We start from the raw sequence: 17,803 nt of genomic DNA, 5'->3' as shown, positions 1-17,803 counted from the left end.
TGAGTCTTGTATCTGGGGAGGAACAAGGCTTGTTAAGAATTCATAAACACCCTAGGATCGAGTTCCCGCCCCAGCGGGAACTTTCACTGTCCGTCCCTGTCTGAACTGGTCCGATGCGTACCTTCCTGCGTCTACCGCTGGCCCTGCTGATCGCCCTTGGCGCGATCACGGGCGTGCATGCGCAGAGCAAGGACACCCGCACCGTGATTCCGGTCTGGAACAAGGGCAGTGGCAAGGTCGAGGCCCTGCTGTATCTGGAACCGACCGGTGAACAGGCCGTCGGCGCACGCTGGCATTTCGGCCGCAATTCGCTCGATGCTGCGTTCGGCCTTTCCTCGGGCGACTCGCTGGGCCTGCTGTGCAACAGCAGCAGCGGCTCCAGCATCAGCGGCTTGGCCAGCCATTGCATGCTGGCCAGCCTGGGCGACGAGGACGACGCCATCGGCTCCAACCGGCGCCTGACCGGCACCGCCGCGCTCAACCGTGGCACCGGCCGCCTGGGAATCACTGCCGGCACTGGCCGCGAGACCCTGCCCGCCTGGCTGGCGACGCCCAGCAAGACTCCCTCGCTGCGCGCCGAACAGAATGACCTGACGGTGTTCGCACAGAAGAACATCGGTCGCGAAGGCTTTGTCTCCATCGCCGGCACGTATGCCAAGGCACGCCTGGTACCCCTGGCTGACGCCTCGCCGGCCATCGTCGACCGCTGGGACAGCAAGAGCCTGAGCCTGGGCGCCGGCTACGGCAATTTCAGTGGCAGCATCATCGGTCGCGTGGTTGACGTTCCCGGCAAGCCCGGCAAATGGGAAGGCCTGGGCATCGGCCTGACCTGGCGCACCCCGTGGTCCGGCCAGCTCACCGTCGGCGCGGAGAACGTCATCAGCCGCGGCAAGAACCCGTTCTCCCCGCGCAACGAAAGCAACGATGACGGCACCGTGCCGTACGTGCGCTACGAGCAGGATCTGTAGCCGCTCATCGACTGGTAACAAGCAGTGTTCAACATCGGGCGCCCTGGGGCGCCCGAATTGTTTCTGGACGCATCTGTCAAGTGCGAAAAGCACTCATCCGTTACAAACGGATACATCACGACATGCATCAACTGAAACTTTTTTGTGCTTCAAGGGCAGGCAGGCGCGGTTGCGCCTCTTCGCACATCCCGATAACTCGTTGAAATAAAAGAAATCAAGGCGCATTCATGTGTAACCACAGTGTGAATTAACACAGCTTTAATTTTTGGCGAAGGGCCGTTACTATCGATTCAGCCTCGCGATTTTGGAGCCTTCTTTTTTGGCCCCGCCGCGCAGGCACTACCCCAGCCAAGATTTCTTGGAGAGAGAGAGCCAATGAATTTCCAGTCCAACAAGCTGCGTGACGCTGTCGTCGTCGCGCTGATCGCCGGTGCGGCGACGTCCGTAACAGCCCAGGCGCAGGAAGCGACCAACCTGGATCGCATTTCGGTAACCGGTTCGCGCATCAAGAGCACCGATATCGAAACCTCGCAGCCGGTCCTGAGCCTGACCCGCGCCGACATCGAGAAGCAGGGCGTGACCTCGGTCGCCGACATCCTGCAGCGCGTTGCCGCCAACGGTGCCGCACTGAACCGTACCTTCAACAATGGCGGCGACGGTACGTCCGGCATCAGCCTGCGCAACCTCGGTGCCGAACGCACCCTGGTGCTGGTCAACGGCCGTCGCTGGACCACCGGCCTGGATGGCAGCGTCGACCTCAACACCATCCCGGTTGCGATGATCGAGCGGATCGACGTCCTGAAGGACGGCGCTTCGACCATCTACGGTTCGGATGCCATCGCCGGCGTGGTGAACATCATCACCAAGCAGAACTTCGACGGCGCCGAAGCGAACTTCTACAAGGGCCAGTACAGCCAGGGCGACGGCGAGCGCGAAGCGGCCGACTTCACCATCGGCACCACCACCGACCGCGCGTCGCTGGTGCTCGGCGTGTCCTACGTGAAGGAAGGCACCGTGATGGCTGGTGATCGCAAGATCTCAGCCGGTGGCCCGCCGTTCTTCGGCGGCCAGAGCAGCACCGGTATCCCGGGCTCCTACATCCGCGATGACGAGCGCTATGTACTCATCAACGGCGTGCAGACCCCGTTCGACAGCGACGTGCATGGTTACAACACCTCGCCGGACAACTACCTGCTGACCCCGCAGGAACGCACCTCGCTGTTCGCCACCGGTTCCTACAACGTCACCGACAACATCACCTTCCGTACCGAGGCGATGTACAACGAGCGCAAGTCCGAGCAGCTGCTCGCGGCGATGCCGGTGACCGGCCGTCGCCTGAGCGCCAGCAGCATGTACAACCCGTTCGGCGAGGACCTGACCGGCGTGAATCGCCGCTTCAATGAAACCGGCGGCCGTTCGTTCAACCAGAACGTCAAGAACTGGCACTTCTACGGTGGTTTCGAGGGCTTCTTCGAATTCGCCGACCGCAACTTCGACTGGGACGTCGGCTACCGTTACGACAAGACCGACCAGAACGACCTGACCTACGGCCTGTTCAACGTCCAGCGCTTGAACGAAGCCTATGGCCCGTCGGCAATGCAGGGTGGCCAGGCCGTCTGTCTGACCGCAGCCGGCGCTGTCATTCCGGGCTGTGTGCCGATGAATCCGCTGGGCGGGCTGGGCTCGATCTCGCAGGAAGCACTGGACTACGCCTCCTTCACCGCGCATGACTCGGCCAGCCTGGTTTCCAAGAGCTACTACGCCAACATCTCCGGTGAAATCGTGCAGTTGCCGGCAGGTGCGCTGGGCTTCGCAGCAGGTTATGAAGGCCGTAAGGAAAGTGGCCAGTTCGATCCGGACGCGTTCATTGCCGCTGGCCTGAGCACCGGCAACGGCGCGGCACCGACCAAGGGCGCCTACGACCTGGACGAGTTCTTCCTGGAATTGTCGATCCCGGTGCTGGCTGACCTGCCGGGTGCCAAGCTGCTCGACTTCAGCGTGGCTTCGCGCTACTCGAAGTACAGCAACTTCGGCAACACCACCAACAACAAGTTCGGTTTCCGCTGGAAGCCGATCGATGACCTGATGGTGCGTGGTAACTACTCCGAAGGCTTCCGTGCGCCGAGCATCAACAACCTGTATCGCGGCGACGCCGATTCGTTCGAAACCTATGCCGATCCGTGCTCGGCCTCCAGCGGTCGTCGCACCGGTGCGGTGGCTGCGCAGTGCGCTGCTGAAGGCGTACCGGCGAACTTCCAGCAGCCGGGTGCCGGCAGCGGCGCCAACAAGCAGACGCCGGAAGCGTTCACCTGGAAGTCCAACCCTGATCTGAAGCCGGAAACCTCGACCAGCAAGACGCTGGGCCTGGTGTGGAGCCCGAGCTTCGTTACCGGCCTGAACGTAACCGTGGACTGGTGGCAGATCGAGGTCGAAGACGCCATCACCCGTCCGGCGATCGGCGACATCATGGATCGCTGCTACGGTGGTTCACCGCAGGAACAGGCAGCCTACTGCGGCCTGATCACCCGCGACCCGACCTACGGCACCGCGACCCAGCGCTATACCATCACCAACGTCGACATGCCGCTGCAGAACCTGTCCTCGTACAAGGTGGAAGGCTGGGATGTGGGCGTCCTGTACAAGCTGCCGGAAACCTCGTTCGGCCAGTTCACCGTCAGCTGGGACAGCACCTATCTGTCCAAGTGGGACACCAAGTCCACCGAAGATGCTCCGGTCGACGGCCGTGCCGGTCGCTACCTCGACCAGGATCCGTACTGGCGCATCCGTTCCAACCTGTACGTCGACTGGTCCTACGGTGATTTCGGCGTGAACTACGGTCTGCGCTACAAGTCGGGCATGACCGAAGAATGTCCGTTCGATCCGGTGCGCGACTCCGACCTGGTGGGCTACTGCTCCGACGGCCAGAACGGCAAGAACCACATGGCATCGACCACCTACCACGACATCCAGGTGCGCTACAACACCCCGTGGAAGGGCACGATCATGCTGGGTCTGAACAACGCATGGGACAAGCAGCCGCCGGTCTCGTACTCGACCTCGTACAACATGTTCGACCCGCAGTACGACCTGCCGGGCCGCTACATGTACATGCAGTACAAGCAGAAGTTCTGATCGATCCAGTGATCAGCTGATGCAGCAACGGCCCCGAAAGGGGCCGTTGTTTTTTGTACGTACGTTGCTGGCGTCAACACCAAAGAAGAAGGCCGCGGCATTGCCGCGGCCTTTCTGCATCCAGCGATGAAGAACGCCTCAGCCGTTCGGAATCAGCGTGTCGATCAGGTGTTCGACATACGCTTCGAAGTCCTCGCGCGCCTGCTTGGGCTGCTGCAGCTGCAACGACAACTGCAGGAAGCCCACATACGCCGCATAGGCCAGGCGTGCGCGATGGCGTGCATCGGTCGAGCTCAGGCCCGCCTGGCGGAACGAGGCGATCAGGTAATCGAGCCGCCGCTGCGACACGCGGTCGATCACCGGCCGCACCATCGGATGGTCCAGCGCCTTCAGCAACTCGCTGTAGATGATGTGCGGCTGTACTTCGTGCGCCACCATCTGGAACAGCTGGCGCAGGCGCACGCGCGGGTCCGGCACGTCTTCCAGGCTGCCGAACACCTGTTCCTGCTCGAACAGTTCCCAGCGTTCCAGCGCGGCCTGCAGCAGCGCATCACGCGAGGGGAAGTGCCAGTAGAAACTGCCTTTGGTCACGCCAAGGCGGCGCGCCAGCGGCTCCACCGCGACGGCGCTGACACCTTGCTCGGCAATCAAATCGAGGGCCGCCTGGGCCCAGTCTTCGGCACTCAGGCGGCTGTTGCGGCCGGCACGCGGTTCGCCGGCGGAAGCGTCAGGTTGATTCATTTGCTGATTTAACCATACGCCGGGGTTCGTTGCAGTACGCGGTTGCGGCCGAAACCGTCGACAACCGGGCCAGAAGGGATTCCTGCAGCGCACCATACCGTGCAGTATTGACTTCCTGCAGAAGCAATCCATACTAACGAGTATGGTTATGTCCCCTACTCCCGCTGCATTCCATGACCTGCGCCTGGAGGCTGCCCACGGCGCCTCGCTGGCTGCAACTGCCAGCACCTCCGGCCGTCGCGGGCGCGTGCTGTTCGCACACGGCTTTGGCCAGACCCGCCATGCTTGGACAACCACGGCCAAAGCACTGTCGGCCGCTGGCCTGCAGACGCTGGCCTACGACGCCCGCGGTCATGGCGATTCCGATTGGAATGCAGCCGATCTGGCCTATCACGGCGAGCAGTTCGCCGATGACCTGATCGTGCTTGCCGGCGAGCAGCCGCGACCGCCGGTGCTGGTGGCGGCCTCGATGGGGGGCCTGTTCGGCCTGTTGGCCGAATCGCGCTGGCCCGGGCTGTTCTCGGCCATGGTGCTGGTGGACATCACCCCGCGCTGGGATACCGCTGGCGTCGAACGCATCCTCGCCTTCATGACCGCGCACCCGGAAGGATTCGCCTCGCTGTCGCAGGCTGCCGATGTGATTTCGGCCTATGTGCCGCACCGCCCGCGCAAATCCGAGGATTCACTGCGCGCCCTGCTGCGCGAAGATGGCCATGGCCGCTGGCGCTGGCATTGGGACCCCCGCCTGGTGGCCGAGCTGGCCCGCGACAGCGAGCAGCACCAGGATGCACTGGCCGAGGCCGCGCGCCAGGTGAAGTGCCCCCTGCTGCTGGTCAGCGGTGGCCGCAGCGACCTGGTCACCCCGCAGACGGTGGCCGAATTCCTGGCATTGGCGCCACACGCACGCCACGTACAGTTGCCGCAGGCCACGCACATGGTCGCCGGTGATGACAACGACGCCTTTACCGCTACTGTGTTGGACTATCTGGACGTGTTGCCCGCAGCGGATGCTGCAGCTTCGTCCGCCATAAACGAGCACGTCACCGGAGCACGCTCATGAGCCTCGTCATTCCCTTCCTCGCCCTGCTGCTGGCAGGCGCGTTCGTTGCCTACCACCGCATGCGCCTGCTGACCTGGACGCTGATCAGCGTGGCCCTGTTGGTCGCCTGCTGGTTCATTCCTTACGTCAACCAGACCGCCACGATCGTCGCTGCCGCCGTACTGGCCGTGATCGTCGTGCCGCTGCTGCTGCCGTTCATCCGCAAGCCGCTGCTGACCGGCCCGATGATGAAGGTGTTCCGCAAAGTGCTGCCGCCGCTGTCGCAGACCGAGCGGATCGCCCTGGAAACCGGCTCGGTCGGCTTCGAAGGCGAACTGTTCACCGGTGACCCGGACTGGAACATCCTGCTGAACTACCCCAAGCCGCAGCTGACTGCTGAAGAGCAGGCCTTCCTCGATGGCCCGGTCGAAGAGCTGTGCAAAATGGTCAACGACTGGGAGATCACCCACGTCCATGCCGACCTGCCGCCGGAGCTGTGGAGCTTCATCAAGAAGAACAAGTTCTTCGGCATGATCATTCCGAAGGAATACGGCGGCCTGGGCTTCAGCGCGCTGGCCCACCACAAGGTGATCCAGAAGCTGGCATCAGTGTCGAGCGTGGTCAGCTCCACCGTTGGCGTACCGAACTCGTTGGGCCCGGGTGAGCTGCTCAACCATTACGGCACCCAGGAACAGAAAGACCAGTACCTGCCGCGCCTGGCCGATGGCCGCGAAGTGCCCTGCTTCGGCCTGACCGGCCCGTTCGCCGGCTCGGACGCCACCTCGATCCCCGATTACGGCATCGTCTGCAAGGGCGAGTGGAACGGCGAGCAGGTCCTCGGCGTCAAGCTCACCTTCGACAAGCGCTACATCACGCTGGCCCCGGTGGCCACGCTGATCGGCCTGGCCTTCCGCATGTACGACCCGGATGGCTTGATCGGCACCACCCGCGATATCGGCATCACCTTGGCCCTGTTGCCGCGTGACACCGCCGGTGTGGAAATCGGCCGTCGCCATTTCCCGCTCAACTCGACCTTCCAGAACGGCCCGATCCGTGGCAAGGATGTCTTCATCCCGCTGACCCAGCTGATCGGCGGCGCCGAGAAGGCCGGCAAGGGCTGGAACATGCTCAACGAGTGCCTGGCCGTCGGCCGCTCGATCACCCTGCCCTCCACCGCCAGTGGCGGTGCCAAGGCCGGCGCGGTGGTGACCGGTGCCTACGCGCGTATCCGCAAGCAGTTCGGCCTCTCGGTCGGCCGCTTCGAAGGCGTGGAAGAAGCGCTGGCCCGCATTGGTGGCAAGGCGTACAAGATCAGCGCGCTGTCGCAGGCCACCGCTGCCGCTGTGGACCGCGGTGACGTGCCGTCGGTGCCGTCGGCGATCGCCAAGTACCACTGCACCAACATGAGCCGTGAAGTGATCTCGGACGTGATGGACGTGATCGGCGGCAAGGGCATCATCCTGGGGCCGCGCAACTTCGCCGGCCGCAGCTGGCAGGCCGCGCCGATCGCCATCACGGTGGAAGGCGCCAACATCATGACCCGCAGCCTGCTGATCTTCGGCCAGGGTGCGATCCTCTGCCACCCGTGGGTGCTGAAGGAAATGAAGGCTGCGCAGGATCCGGACACCCGTGCCGGCCTGCAGGACTTCGACCGCAGCCTGTTCGGCCACATCCGCTACGGCATCTCAAACGCCGTGCGTTCGTTCTGGTTCGGCCTGACCGGCGCGCGCTTCGGCGCTGCCCCGGGCGATGCCTACACCCGCCGCTACTTCCGCAAGCTGGACCGCTACTCGGCCAACCTGGCGCTGATGGCCGACATCTCGATGATGACGCTGGGCGGCAAGCTGAAGTTCAAGGAATCGCTGTCTGGTCGCCTGGGCGACGTGCTGAGCCACGTCTACATGACCAGCGCCATGCTCAAGCGCTACCACGACGAAGGTGCGCCGCAGGCCGACCAGCCGCTGCTGGCCTGGGCCTTCCATGACAGCGTGCACAAGATCGAGGAATCGCTGTCGGCGGCCCTGCGCAACTTCCCGATCCGTCCGATCGGCTGGCTGATGTGGGCGCTGATCTTCCCGCTGGGCCGTCGTGCCGAGGCCCCGGGCGACCGCCTGAGCCGTCGCGTGGCTGCGCTGCTGATGGCACCGAACGAAGCCCGCGACCGCCTCGCCAGCGGCGTGTTCCTCACCCCGTGCGAGAACAACCCGGGTGGCCGCATCAACAGCTACCTGAGCAAGGCGATCATGGCCGAGCCGGTGGAGCGCAAGTTCATCAAGGCGCTCAAGACCAAGGGCATCGAAGCGCTGGATTTCGTCACCCAGTTGGACGAGGCCGTGGCCGAAGGCGTGATCACCCAGGACGAACGCACCCTGCTCGAGGAGCTGCGCACGCTCACCCTGGAAACCATCACCGTGGACGACTTCGATCCGGAAGAGCTGCGCTCGGCGGGCTACTACAAGCGCGAACAGAAGGGCGCGCAGTCGCAGGCCGCGTGATCACAGCCACCATGTGAACGACAACGGCGGACTTCGGTCCGCCGTTTCTTTAGGGAGACACCCGATGTCTGCTCCACTGCTTACGCTTTACCACCGCCTGCAGCGCTGGCCTGCCGGCAACTGGTTGTTCTCGCGCGCGGTGTGCTTCAAGGCACCCTACTTCGCCAGCATCGCCCCGCGCATCACGCGCCTGGAGAACGGCCGTTGCGAGGGCACGCTGGCCGACCGCCGCAGGGTGCGCAACCACATCGGCACGGTGCACGCGATCGCGATGTGCAACCTGGCCGAGCTGACCGCCGGGCTGATGGTCGACGCGTCGCTGCCGAAGGGCATGCGCTGGATCCCTAAGGGCATGCAGGTGCAGTACCTGGCCAAGGCGCGCGGCACGCTGCAGGCGACGGCATTGCCGGCGCAGCCGATCGTGGTGGCGACCGAAGGCTATGCGTTGCCGGTGACGGTGAGTGTCCGCGACCGCGCGGGAACGGAGGTGTTCAGCGCGGTCATCGACATGTGGGTGTCGCCGGCGAAGTAGTGTTCCCGCGAACGGCGCAGCCCCTCGTGGGTTGGTCGCTGGATGCGGGTCATGGGTTGGGCCGGAGGGCTGGGGCCAGGCGGGGACGCCGCAAGTACGTGGTGGGGTTCGCGGGGGTGTCCGCGGCATGGATGCCGCGGCCAAGCCTACAGGGACGTACTTGCGGCGTCCCCCGCGAACCCAACCCGCCCGACCAACCCCATGACAAGCTCTACGCGACCAACCCACGAGGGGCTGCGCCGTTGGCCGGAAATCACGCCAGTGCGCGAAACACCAACGCCAGGATCGCCGGCACCGCCTGGATCATGAAAATGCGCCGGCTCACGCTGTAGGCGCCATAGCACCCCGCCACCACCACGCACACCAGCGAGAACGTCACCAGCACCGGCTGCGCCAGCATCAGCCCCACCACGATGCCCGCCGCCAGGAAGCCGTTATACAGGCCCTGGTTGGCCGCCAGCACGCGCGTGGTCTCCGCCTTCTCCGGTGAATTGCGGAACGTCTTCAGGCCCAGCGGCCGGGTCCACAGGAACATCTCCAGCACCAGGAAATAAACGTGCAGCAGGGCGACCAGCAGGGTCAGGACGAGCGCGATCCAGTACATGGGCAGTTCCTTGGACAAGGATGGAGAATGGGGTCGGATCCCTTCCCCTGCGGGACAGGGATCCGCCCCTGGAAAATCAACGGTCGCGCGGCAGCTTCTTCTCTTCGCGCAGCACGCCGAACGCCGCCAGGGTCATCAACCCGGCGACGGCTACACCACCGATGAACACCACGTGCGAACCGAACAAGGACAGCCCCTTGTGCAGCCAGGCGAAGGTCAGGTCGGCGCCGCGGTACACCACCGTGTCGATCGCTGCGCCGGCCTTGTAGCGCCACTGCCGGTCCACGCGGGTGTAGATGGTTTCGCGGGCCGGCTTGGCCAGGGCGAACTCGCTGGCGCGGGTCATCACCTGCACCACCGCCACCATCAGCGGCATCGGCGATGCGGCCAGCACCGAGAAGCCGATCAGGATCGCAAAACCGGGAATCAGCAACGCCGGGGCGATGCCGTGGCGCGACAGCAACCAGCGGGTCAGCCCGAGCTGCATCAACAGCGCCAGCGCGTTCACCACCAGGTCGATGCGCGAGAAGAAGGCTGTGGCAGCGCCTGCATCGTTGAACGAGGCACGTACGATGCTGGCCTGCTGGTTGTACAGCAAGGTGCCGACACCCACGCCGAACACCACCATGATCGCCAGCCAGCCCAGCAGGGGCTCGCGCACGATCAGCTTCACGCCATCGAGCACGCTGCCACCCATCGGCTGCTCGCCCGACACCAGCTGCTGCTCACGCTCGCGCAGCACCGCCCAGTGCCGCAGGCGCCAGATGCACAACAGGCACACGACCAGGAAGCCGGCCGAAACCAGCATCAGGTTGGCGATGCCCACCCGCTGCACCAGCGCACTGGTGATGATCGGGCCGAGGAAGGCGCCAACAGTGCCGGCCGCACCGATGTAGCCGTAGTAGGCCCGCGCCTGCGCATTGGAGAACACATCCGCCATGAAGCTCCAGAACACCGCGACCGCAAACAGATTGAACACGGTGATCCAGAAGAAGAACGCCATGCCCCGCCCGGGTACGCCGCTGTCGAACAACGCGTAGAAGCCCAGCAGGGTGGCGATGAAGAAGCCGTACACCGCCGGCAGGAACACCCGCCGCGGGAAGCGGCTGACCAGCCATCCATAGACCGGTTGCAGCACCAGCATGATCACGAACACGCAGGAGAACAGGAACTGCAGGACGAAGTCCTTCAGGGCGATGCCATGGCTGGCGAACCAGGCGATCAACGCCGCCGGGAACACCGTCTCCAGGTCGGCCGAAGCGGCCATCGCCTCGCGCACCGGGCGCAGCACGTAGTAGCCGCTGAGCAGGCAGAAGAAGTACAGGAACGACCACCACAGCGCCGGCGACTCCCGCAGCGCGGCCACCAGGCCCTTCAATGCCCCGCTTTCACGCGCCGCGCTCACGCGGCTCCCCTCGCCCGCAAACGGCGGTTGGACAGCGGCATGGCAAGCTCCGGGGGCAGTGAAGCGCGTACGTTATCCAATGCACTGCAACATCGCCAGCGCAGGCGGCGCCGATGGCTGCAACGCAGTGTCACGGACCGGCCCGGCAGACACCTTGTGATACACGCTTTTCTGGCGTCAAAAATCCAACTTTTTCAACGAGATGCGCATTCATCTTCGCTTTGTTTGTGCACAGGCGAAAAGCGGCGCTAGAATCATCCCCAGCAGTCGCGCACGGGTTCCAACCGATGAAAAAGAACAGCCTGCGTCGTCCGATCCGTTCGGCGGCCACCGGTTTGCTGGGCATGTTGATGCCCCTTGCCTTGTCCACCACCGCGCAGACCCCGCCGGCGTTGCCGCCGATGCCGACCAACATCGAAACCGCCGCCGGTGGCGCCGTCGCCCACACCCAGCCTGCGGCCTACCGAACCGGGCTGGTGCCGCAGGTGCAGTTGCCCGCTGCCGGTTTCAACGTCGCCAACATCGAGTCGATGGCGCAGCAGCTCACCTATGGCGAGCGCGTGCCGGGCATGGCAGTGGCCATCGTGCAGGGCGGCCGCGTGCTCAGCGCGCGCGGCTACGGTGTCACCGACGTCAACAACCCGTTGCCGGTCGATGCCCACACCGTGTTTCGCCTGGCGTCGCTGTCCAAGGCCTTCGCCGGCACCATGGCCGGCCTGCTGGTCAACGATGGCACCCTGCGCTGGGACAGCAAGGTCACCGACTATGTGCCGGGCTTCCGCCTGAACTCGCCGGAGGCCACCGACCGCCTGACCGTGGCCGATGTACTCAGCCACCGCGTCGGTCTGCCGTACAACGCCTACGACCGCGACATCGAAGGCAACGCCGAGTACTACGCGCTGACCCAGAAATTGGCCAACACCGGCCTGAAGTGCCTGCCGGGCGACTGCTACGCCTACCAGAACGTGGCCTTCAGCCTGATCGGCGACGTCGTGTATGCCGCCTCCGGCAGCTTCTACGAGCAGTCGGTCGAACGCCGCATCTTCAAGCCGCTGGGCATGAACGATGCCAGCCTCGGTCTGGCCGGTATCCAGGCCAGCTCGCGCTGGGCGCGCCCTCACGTGCGCAGCCGCAACGGCTGGGTGTCGCTGACGCCGAAGCCGACCTATTACCGCGTGGCCCCGGCTGCAGGCGTCAACGCCAGTGCCAGTGACATGGCGCAGTGGTTGCTGGCCCATACCGGCCACCGTCCGGACGTGCTGCCGGCGCCGCTGCTGGCCACGCTGCACTCCAGCCTGATCAACACACCGGGCGAGATGCGTTCGGGCTGGCGCCGCGAACGCCTGCACTCGGCCGGCTACGCGCTGGGCTGGCGCACCTTCGACTACGCCGGTCACGATGTCGTGTTCCATGCCGGCGCGGTGCAGGGCTACCGTGGCCTTGTTGCACTGGTGCCTGAGCGCGACCTCGGCATCGCCATCATGTGGAACGGCGAAAGCGGCCTGCCCAGCGGCCTGCTGCCGACCGTGCTCGACGCAGCCCTCGGCCTGCCGTCGCAGCGTTGGCTGGACGTGGACACCGACTTCGGCAGCGACAACCTGATGGCCGAGGGCGCCGCCCCGGCGCAGCAGGACAAGCGCAAGGGCAAGGGTGCCTCGGGCAACCGCGCGGTGGCCTCGCCGCGCTGAGCTGGCGAGCTCGACGTGAGCGGAAGGGCGGCCCTGGGGTCGCCCTTTTCGTATGCGCCTGCGCGTCCTCCACGTGGCGCCACGCCCTGACCGATCGTGCCGGAGGCTAGTGGGCGAAGTAGTGCATTCCCCCATCCACCGGAATCACCGCCCCGGTGATGTACCCCGCCAACGGCGACGCCAGGAAGGCAACCAGGTGCGCCACCTCCTCCGGTTCGCCGAAACGCCCCATCGGGATGTTGCGGGCGATGAACTCACGTCGGCTCTCTTCGGTGGGATGCAGCCGATCCCGGATCTGCGCGCTGTTGATCCGCCCCGGCGCGATCGAATTGACGGTGATGCCCTCGCCCGCTACGTCGCAGGATAATCCCTTGCTCCACAGATGCAGCGCCGCCTTCGCCGGGCTCGCGGCATTCACCGCACGCGGCTCCATCGACCCGCTGAGGTTGATCACACGCCCCCAGCCATTGGCCCGCATCGACGGCAGCAACGCCTGCGTCAGCCGTCGTGCCGCCGAGAAGTTCAGTGCCATCGCCTCGTCCCACACCTCGTCTGCTGCGGCCACCCCGGCCAACCGTGCGCCACCAGCCGCGTTGACCAGGATGTCCACGTGCTGCAGCGCCTGCAGCGAAGCGCTGGCGATGCGCTGCACATCGTCGGCGTCGGTCAGATCGCCCATCAACACGACGGGTACCGGTCCACCCGCCGCCTCGATTGCGGCCGCCACCGATTTCAACGGCGCCTGCCGCCGCGCGGTGATCGCCACGCGCACACCCTGCGTCGCCAGTAACCGCGCAACACCTGCGCCGATGCCACTGCCTGCGCCGGTGACCAGCGCGGTACGTCCTTCAAGATCCAGTTTCATGTGTTGCCCTGCCAGGTTCTGCCGGCCCATCTGGCCGTGCGGACATGCTCTTTGAACACCCTCGATTGATAAACTCCGGCGAGGTTTCAACATTCAGAACCCGGGGTGTCAGATGAACCTGTTGGAGAGCATGCAGGTCTATGTGCTGGCCGTGGAAAAGGGCAGCCTCAGTGCCGCGGCATCGGCGCTGGACATCTCCGCAACGATGGCCGGCAAGCACTTGCGCGCCCTGGAGGGACGGCTGGGCATGCAGCTGTTGAGCCGCACGACCCGTCGGCAGCACATGACCGCTTTCGGTGAGGCCTACTACGGTCGCTGCAAAGAGATCCTGCGTCTGGTGGAGGAAACCGATGCGCAGGCACAGCATCACCATCTGGCACCGGCGGGCAAGCTGCGGATCAGTGCACCGGTGATCTTCGGCACGCATGCGCTGGTGCCGGCACTGTCGACCTACATGGACCGCTACCCCGAGGTCAGTGTCGAACTGGTCCTGACCGATCGCGTGGTCGAACTGGCCGATGAAGGATTCGAGGCCGCCATCCGCATCGGCACGCTGGCCGACGCCACGCATCTCGTAGCGCGTCCGCTCAGCGCCTACCGGCTGACCCTGTGTGCATCACCGGCCTATCTCACACGGCATGGCACGCCGCACAACGCGCAGGAGCTGCAGCAGCATCAATGCCTGTCGCTGGATCCGGCTGCGCTGTCGCACTGGCTGGGCAACGAAGCGGCATTGCCAGCGCCGCCTTCGGGACGGTTGCAGATCAACAACGGCGAAGCGTTGCGACTGGCCGCGCTGCAAGGCCAGGGCATCATCCTGCAGTCGAGCCTGCTGCTGGCAGCAGACATCGATGCGGGTAGCCTGGTCCCGTTGCTGCCGGAACATGGCCGGCACGGTCGGCCCATGCACGTGGTCTATGCGCACGACCGCTATCACTCGACCCGGCTGCGCAGCTTCGTGGATTTCCTGGTCGAGCGGTTTCCCTGTGAAGCAGCTGACCATCGCAGCTGGCCAGGCGCAGACGGCCCATAAAAAAACCCCCTCCCCGCTGGGCAGTCGGGGAAGGGGTCTCAGGGTGCGGCTATCGGGAAGTACTTAGATCAGCGGTGCCGGAGTTGCCGGAAGGGCCACCGGAGCGGCCTTCTTCTTGCGGGCGGCCGGCTTGCGCTTGGCAACCTTCTTGGCAGCCTTCTTCGGGGCAGCCTTCTTGGTCGCCTTCTTCGCAGTCTTCTTCACTGCCTTCTTGGCGGTCTTCTTTGTCGCCTTCTTCACTGCCTTCTTGGCGACCTTCTTGGCCGGCTTGCGGGCAGTGGTCTTCTTGGCGGCTTTCTTGGCAGTCTTCTTGGTGGCCTTCTTGGCTACCTTCTTGACGGCCTTCTTCGCGGTCTTCTTGACGGCCTTCTTGGCAGCGGACTTCTTGGCTACCTTCTTGGCCGCCTTCTTCACTGTCTTCTTCGCCGTGGCCTTCTTGGCGACCTTCTTGGCAGCCTTCTTCACTGCCTTCTTGGCGGTCGCCTTCTTCGCGACCTTCTTCACTGCCTTCTTGGCAGCGGCCTTCTTGGCGACTTTCTTCACCGCTTTCTTGGCGGCGGGCTTTTTCTTCGCAGCTTTCTTGGTTGCCATGGTGATGGCTCCTCGTCAGTGATAGGGAGTTGAAACGCCCAGGTGGATCAAACCCGCCCATGCTGCGTGCGGGGACCGCCGGCGCGTCGGGCGCGCCGTTACGGATGCGGTGATGCCCGCCACGATCGGCGGAGCAGGCATCGGAACAGGGGTCGCCTTGCATTTCTCCGGGGGAAGCGGGGCCATGTCCACCGTCTTGAGGATCGCGGTGGTCTTCGAGGGGCTGCTTCGCATCGGACGATTGATTCTGCGCACTCGGTTTGGCAGGCAAGGTCTGCTGAGGCGAAACCTAATCACGGTTTTTTTTACTGTCAACAACCCCCGCGAAAAATTTTCACATCCGCCGCGTCCCGGAAGCCCTTCCCGCGCCTGCCGATGTTCCTCCGCGAGCGCCGGCAAACACTGCATCGCGCATCGTCGCTGCCATCAACTGCGCGCGAACAGCGAAGAAAAAACACTTGAAATAAGCACTCTGCGTCATGTAGGGGTCTGAAGCGGAACGCCACCCGGCGACGCAGCCATGCATGGCAACGCACGCGCCAACGCCAGCACAACGGACCTGCAACAAGGCCAAAAACTTTTCACATCCGGGCGCGCCGCCGCGGGGGTGGAAACGCGGATTTGCGCAAAACTGCGCACGCCTTTTGGCCGCGCTCAACACCGACTGATGCCATGGCGATGGCATGCGGCGAACCGGCCGGCATAAGTTCGAAGCCTCCCCCAAAACGAAAACGGCCACCCGAGGGTGGCCGTTTTCGTTTTGGGGAAACGACGACTCAGTGCTCTTCGTCTTCCAGGCCTTCGGCGTACGCGTCCGGGTCCAGCAGCTCGTTGAGCTCGTCGCTGTTGGACACTTCGACGACGAACATCCAGCCATCGCCGTAGGCGTCTTCGTTGATGGTTTCCGGCTTGTCGGCCAGTGCCGAGTTGACCTCGACGATGGTGCCGCTGATCGGGCTGTAGACGTCGGAGGCGGCCTTCACCGACTCGACGACCGCGATCTGCTCGTTGGCCTTGGCGGTCGCGCCGACTTCGGGCAGCTCGACGTAGACCAGGTCACCCAGCAGGCCCTGGGCGTGGTCGGAAATACCGACGGTCACGCGGCCATTGCCTTCGACACGGGCCCACTCATGGGACTTGAGGAACTTGAGGTCGCCGGGGATCTCGCTCATGGGACTGCTCCAGAGATATGCAGGGGGTGGAAAAAACGGGGCTAGTGTAACCAACCGGCCGCCACTGCTGGCAGTGACGACCGGCATGATTGGATCAGGCGTCGCCAAGCACGCCGGGCTGGGCCTGGCCTTCGCGCACGAACGGGAACTTGACCACCCGCACCGGCACCTGACGTCCGCGGATGTCGACGGTGACCTGACCGAGTTCACCGGCCGGCACGCGCGCGAATGCGATGCCCTTGGCCAGGGTCGGCGAGAAGGTGCCGGACAGGATCTCGCCCTGGCCGCCGGCAGTGGTGACCGCCTGGCCATGGCGCAGCACGCCCTTCTCATCCATCACCAGGCCGATCATCTGACGCGCGTTGCCAGCCGCCTTCTGCGCCTCCAGCACGTCGCGGCCGATGAAGTCGCGACCTTCGTCCAGCGACACCGTCCAGGCCAGCGCCGCTTCGTAGGGGCTGATCGCTTCGTCCATGTCCTGGCCGTACAGATTCATGCCGGCTTCCAGGCGCAGGGTATCGCGCGCGCCAAGACCGGCCGGCTTCACGCCGGCAGCAAGCAGGCGGTTCCAGAACGCGACCACGGCATCCTGCGGCAGCAGGATCTCGAAACCGTCTTCGCCGGTGTAGCCGGTGCGGGCGACGAACAGTTCAACGCCGTCGTCGGACTGCACCTGCAGCGCGGCGAAACGGCCGAGCTTGCCAAGCGACTCACGGTCGGCTTCGCGGGCCAGGCCGATGACGATGTCGCGCGCCTGCGGCCCCTGCACGGCGAGGATCGCCAGGTCCGGACGCTGCTCGACCGAGACGTTGAACGGCGCAGCCTGCTCGCGCAGCCACGCCAGATCCTTCTCGCGGGTGGAGGCGTTGACCACCATGCGGAAGAAGTCCTCGCCCAGGTAATAGACGATCAGGTCGTCGATGACGCCGCCCTGCGGATTCAGCATGCACGAGTACAACGCCTTGCCGGTGGCCTTGAGCTTGTCGACCGAGTTGGCCAGCAGGCGGCGCAGGAACGGCTTGACCTGGTCGCCGCGCAGGTCGACCACGGTCATGTGGCTGACGTCGAACACGCCCGACTCACGACGCACCAGGTGGTGCTCGTCCAGCTGCGAGCCGTAGTGGATGGGCATGTCCCAACCCCCGAAATCGACCATCTTGGCGCCAAGGGCGCGGTGGGTATCGTTGAGCAGCGTCTTCTGGGTCATGACCGGGTCCGGCAGCAGAGGAAACAAGAACGCGCATTATCCCAGATCGGTCGGCCGCAGGTCGCGCCGCAGCGCAGCGGGGGGATGTTGGCCGGCCTGCGGCCGGCGGGCGCTTTCTACAAGCCAGGGCGCAAAGCGCAAAGCCGAAGCGTGTCGGCTCTGGGTTCTCTCGGCTTGGTCGGAGCAGCGTGGGCACGCGGGGGACGCCGTAAACCCATCCCTGGGGGCTTGGCCGCCGCATCCATGCGGCGGACACCCCCGCGCGCCCACGCTGCCCCTCCCTTCCGGAGTTCCCGGTGACGGGACGGAAGGCAAGAGCGGTTGTGGATGT

General features: G+C 64.9%; 15 protein-coding genes. 8 read left to right on the top strand and 7 right to left on the bottom strand.

What is annotated here, in order from left to right:
* Positions 1-113 precede the first annotated feature (113 nt).
* Both AB4Y98_RS18575 and AB4Y98_RS18570 read left to right on the top strand, forming a co-directional pair.
* Positions 114-968 (top strand): XOO1806 family protein, encoded by an 855-nt coding sequence (locus tag AB4Y98_RS18575; RefSeq protein ID WP_230113202.1) that lies wholly within the window; start codon positions 114-116, stop codon positions 966-968.
* 375 nt (positions 969-1,343) lie between these two features.
* Positions 1,344-4,100 carry a TonB-dependent receptor plug domain-containing protein gene (locus tag AB4Y98_RS18570; protein WP_363732100.1) on the top strand — a complete coding sequence of 919 codons (2,757 nt, stop codon included), beginning with the start codon at positions 1,344-1,346 and terminating at the stop codon, positions 4,098-4,100.
* A 138-nt stretch (positions 4,101-4,238) separates the two neighbouring features.
* Here AB4Y98_RS18570 and AB4Y98_RS18565 read toward each other — a convergent pair whose 3' ends face one another.
* Entirely contained in the window at positions 4,239-4,841 is a 603-nt protein-coding gene (locus AB4Y98_RS18565) for a TetR/AcrR family transcriptional regulator (protein WP_025877807.1), read from the bottom strand.
* A gap of 142 nt (positions 4,842-4,983) precedes the next feature.
* Between AB4Y98_RS18565 and AB4Y98_RS18560 the strand changes: the two genes are divergently transcribed.
* The 3 genes from AB4Y98_RS18560 (at position 4,984) to AB4Y98_RS18550 (ending at position 8,907) form a co-directional block, all read left to right on the top strand.
* Positions 4,984-5,901, top strand: coding sequence for an alpha/beta fold hydrolase (locus AB4Y98_RS18560; protein WP_033831779.1), 918 nt, complete (start codon positions 4,984-4,986; stop codon positions 5,899-5,901).
* A complete protein-coding gene (locus tag AB4Y98_RS18555) occupies positions 5,898-8,375 on the top strand; it encodes an acyl-CoA dehydrogenase (RefSeq protein WP_089236501.1) in 2,478 nt (825 codons plus the stop codon). Before AB4Y98_RS18560 ends, AB4Y98_RS18555 begins: the two co-directional genes overlap by 4 nt.
* A 64-nt stretch (positions 8,376-8,439) precedes the next feature.
* The gene (locus tag AB4Y98_RS18550; protein ID WP_394198017.1) at positions 8,440-8,907 is read left to right on the top strand and encodes a hotdog fold domain-containing protein; all 468 of its coding nucleotides are present in this window, start codon (positions 8,440-8,442) and stop codon (positions 8,905-8,907) included.
* A gap of 253 nt (positions 8,908-9,160) precedes the next feature.
* Here AB4Y98_RS18550 and AB4Y98_RS18545 read toward each other — a convergent pair whose 3' ends face one another.
* Positions 9,161-9,511, bottom strand: coding sequence for a DUF1304 domain-containing protein (locus AB4Y98_RS18545; RefSeq protein ID WP_223496205.1), 351 nt, complete (start codon positions 9,509-9,511; stop codon positions 9,161-9,163).
* 76 nt (positions 9,512-9,587) lie between these two features.
* The gene (locus tag AB4Y98_RS18540) at positions 9,588-10,916 is read right to left on the bottom strand and encodes an NTP/NDP exchange transporter (RefSeq protein ID WP_442244897.1); all 1,329 of its coding nucleotides are present in this window, start codon (positions 10,914-10,916) and stop codon (positions 9,588-9,590) included.
* A 287-nt stretch (positions 10,917-11,203) separates the two neighbouring features.
* Between AB4Y98_RS18540 and AB4Y98_RS18535 the strand changes: the two genes are divergently transcribed.
* A complete protein-coding gene (locus tag AB4Y98_RS18535) occupies positions 11,204-12,604 on the top strand; it encodes a serine hydrolase domain-containing protein (RefSeq protein WP_223496209.1) in 1,401 nt (466 codons plus the stop codon).
* 106 nt (positions 12,605-12,710) lie between these two features.
* Here AB4Y98_RS18535 and AB4Y98_RS18530 read toward each other — a convergent pair whose 3' ends face one another.
* Positions 12,711-13,469 carry an SDR family NAD(P)-dependent oxidoreductase gene (locus AB4Y98_RS18530; protein ID WP_442244896.1) on the bottom strand — a complete coding sequence of 253 codons (759 nt, stop codon included), beginning with the start codon at positions 13,467-13,469 and terminating at the stop codon, positions 12,711-12,713.
* A 112-nt stretch (positions 13,470-13,581) separates the two neighbouring features.
* Here AB4Y98_RS18530 and AB4Y98_RS18525 point away from each other — a divergent pair, with 112 nt between their 5' ends.
* The gene (locus AB4Y98_RS18525; RefSeq protein ID WP_442244895.1) at positions 13,582-14,502 is read left to right on the top strand and encodes a LysR family transcriptional regulator; all 921 of its coding nucleotides are present in this window, start codon (positions 13,582-13,584) and stop codon (positions 14,500-14,502) included.
* A gap of 63 nt (positions 14,503-14,565) precedes the next feature.
* On the opposite strand, the gene AB4Y98_RS18520 is transcribed toward AB4Y98_RS18525, so the two are convergent.
* Positions 14,566-15,093, bottom strand: coding sequence for a hypothetical protein (locus AB4Y98_RS18520; RefSeq protein WP_025877789.1), 528 nt, complete (start codon positions 15,091-15,093; stop codon positions 14,566-14,568).
* 112 nt (positions 15,094-15,205) lie between these two features.
* Between AB4Y98_RS18520 and AB4Y98_RS18515 the strand changes: the two genes are divergently transcribed.
* Positions 15,206-15,586, top strand: coding sequence for a hypothetical protein (locus tag AB4Y98_RS18515; RefSeq protein ID WP_363732084.1), 381 nt, complete (start codon positions 15,206-15,208; stop codon positions 15,584-15,586).
* A 283-nt stretch (positions 15,587-15,869) separates the two neighbouring features.
* On the opposite strand, the gene gcvH is transcribed toward AB4Y98_RS18515, so the two are convergent.
* Entirely contained in the window at positions 15,870-16,265 is a 396-nt protein-coding gene (gene gcvH, locus AB4Y98_RS18510; RefSeq protein WP_025877788.1) for a glycine cleavage system protein GcvH, read from the bottom strand.
* A gap of 94 nt (positions 16,266-16,359) precedes the next feature.
* Complete coding sequence (gene gcvT, locus AB4Y98_RS18505; RefSeq protein WP_025877786.1) at positions 16,360-17,472, bottom strand: glycine cleavage system aminomethyltransferase GcvT; 1,113 nt, start codon at positions 17,470-17,472, stop codon at positions 16,360-16,362.
* Positions 17,473-17,803 lie beyond the last annotated feature (331 nt).

It is taken from the genome of Stenotrophomonas sp. 2YAF26 (assembly GCF_052114625.1).
GTDB lineage: Bacteria > Pseudomonadota > Gammaproteobacteria > Xanthomonadales > Xanthomonadaceae > Stenotrophomonas > Stenotrophomonas indicatrix.
The sequence above is the reverse complement of the archived record's forward strand: the minus strand, read 5'-3'. Positions and strand labels throughout refer to the sequence as shown.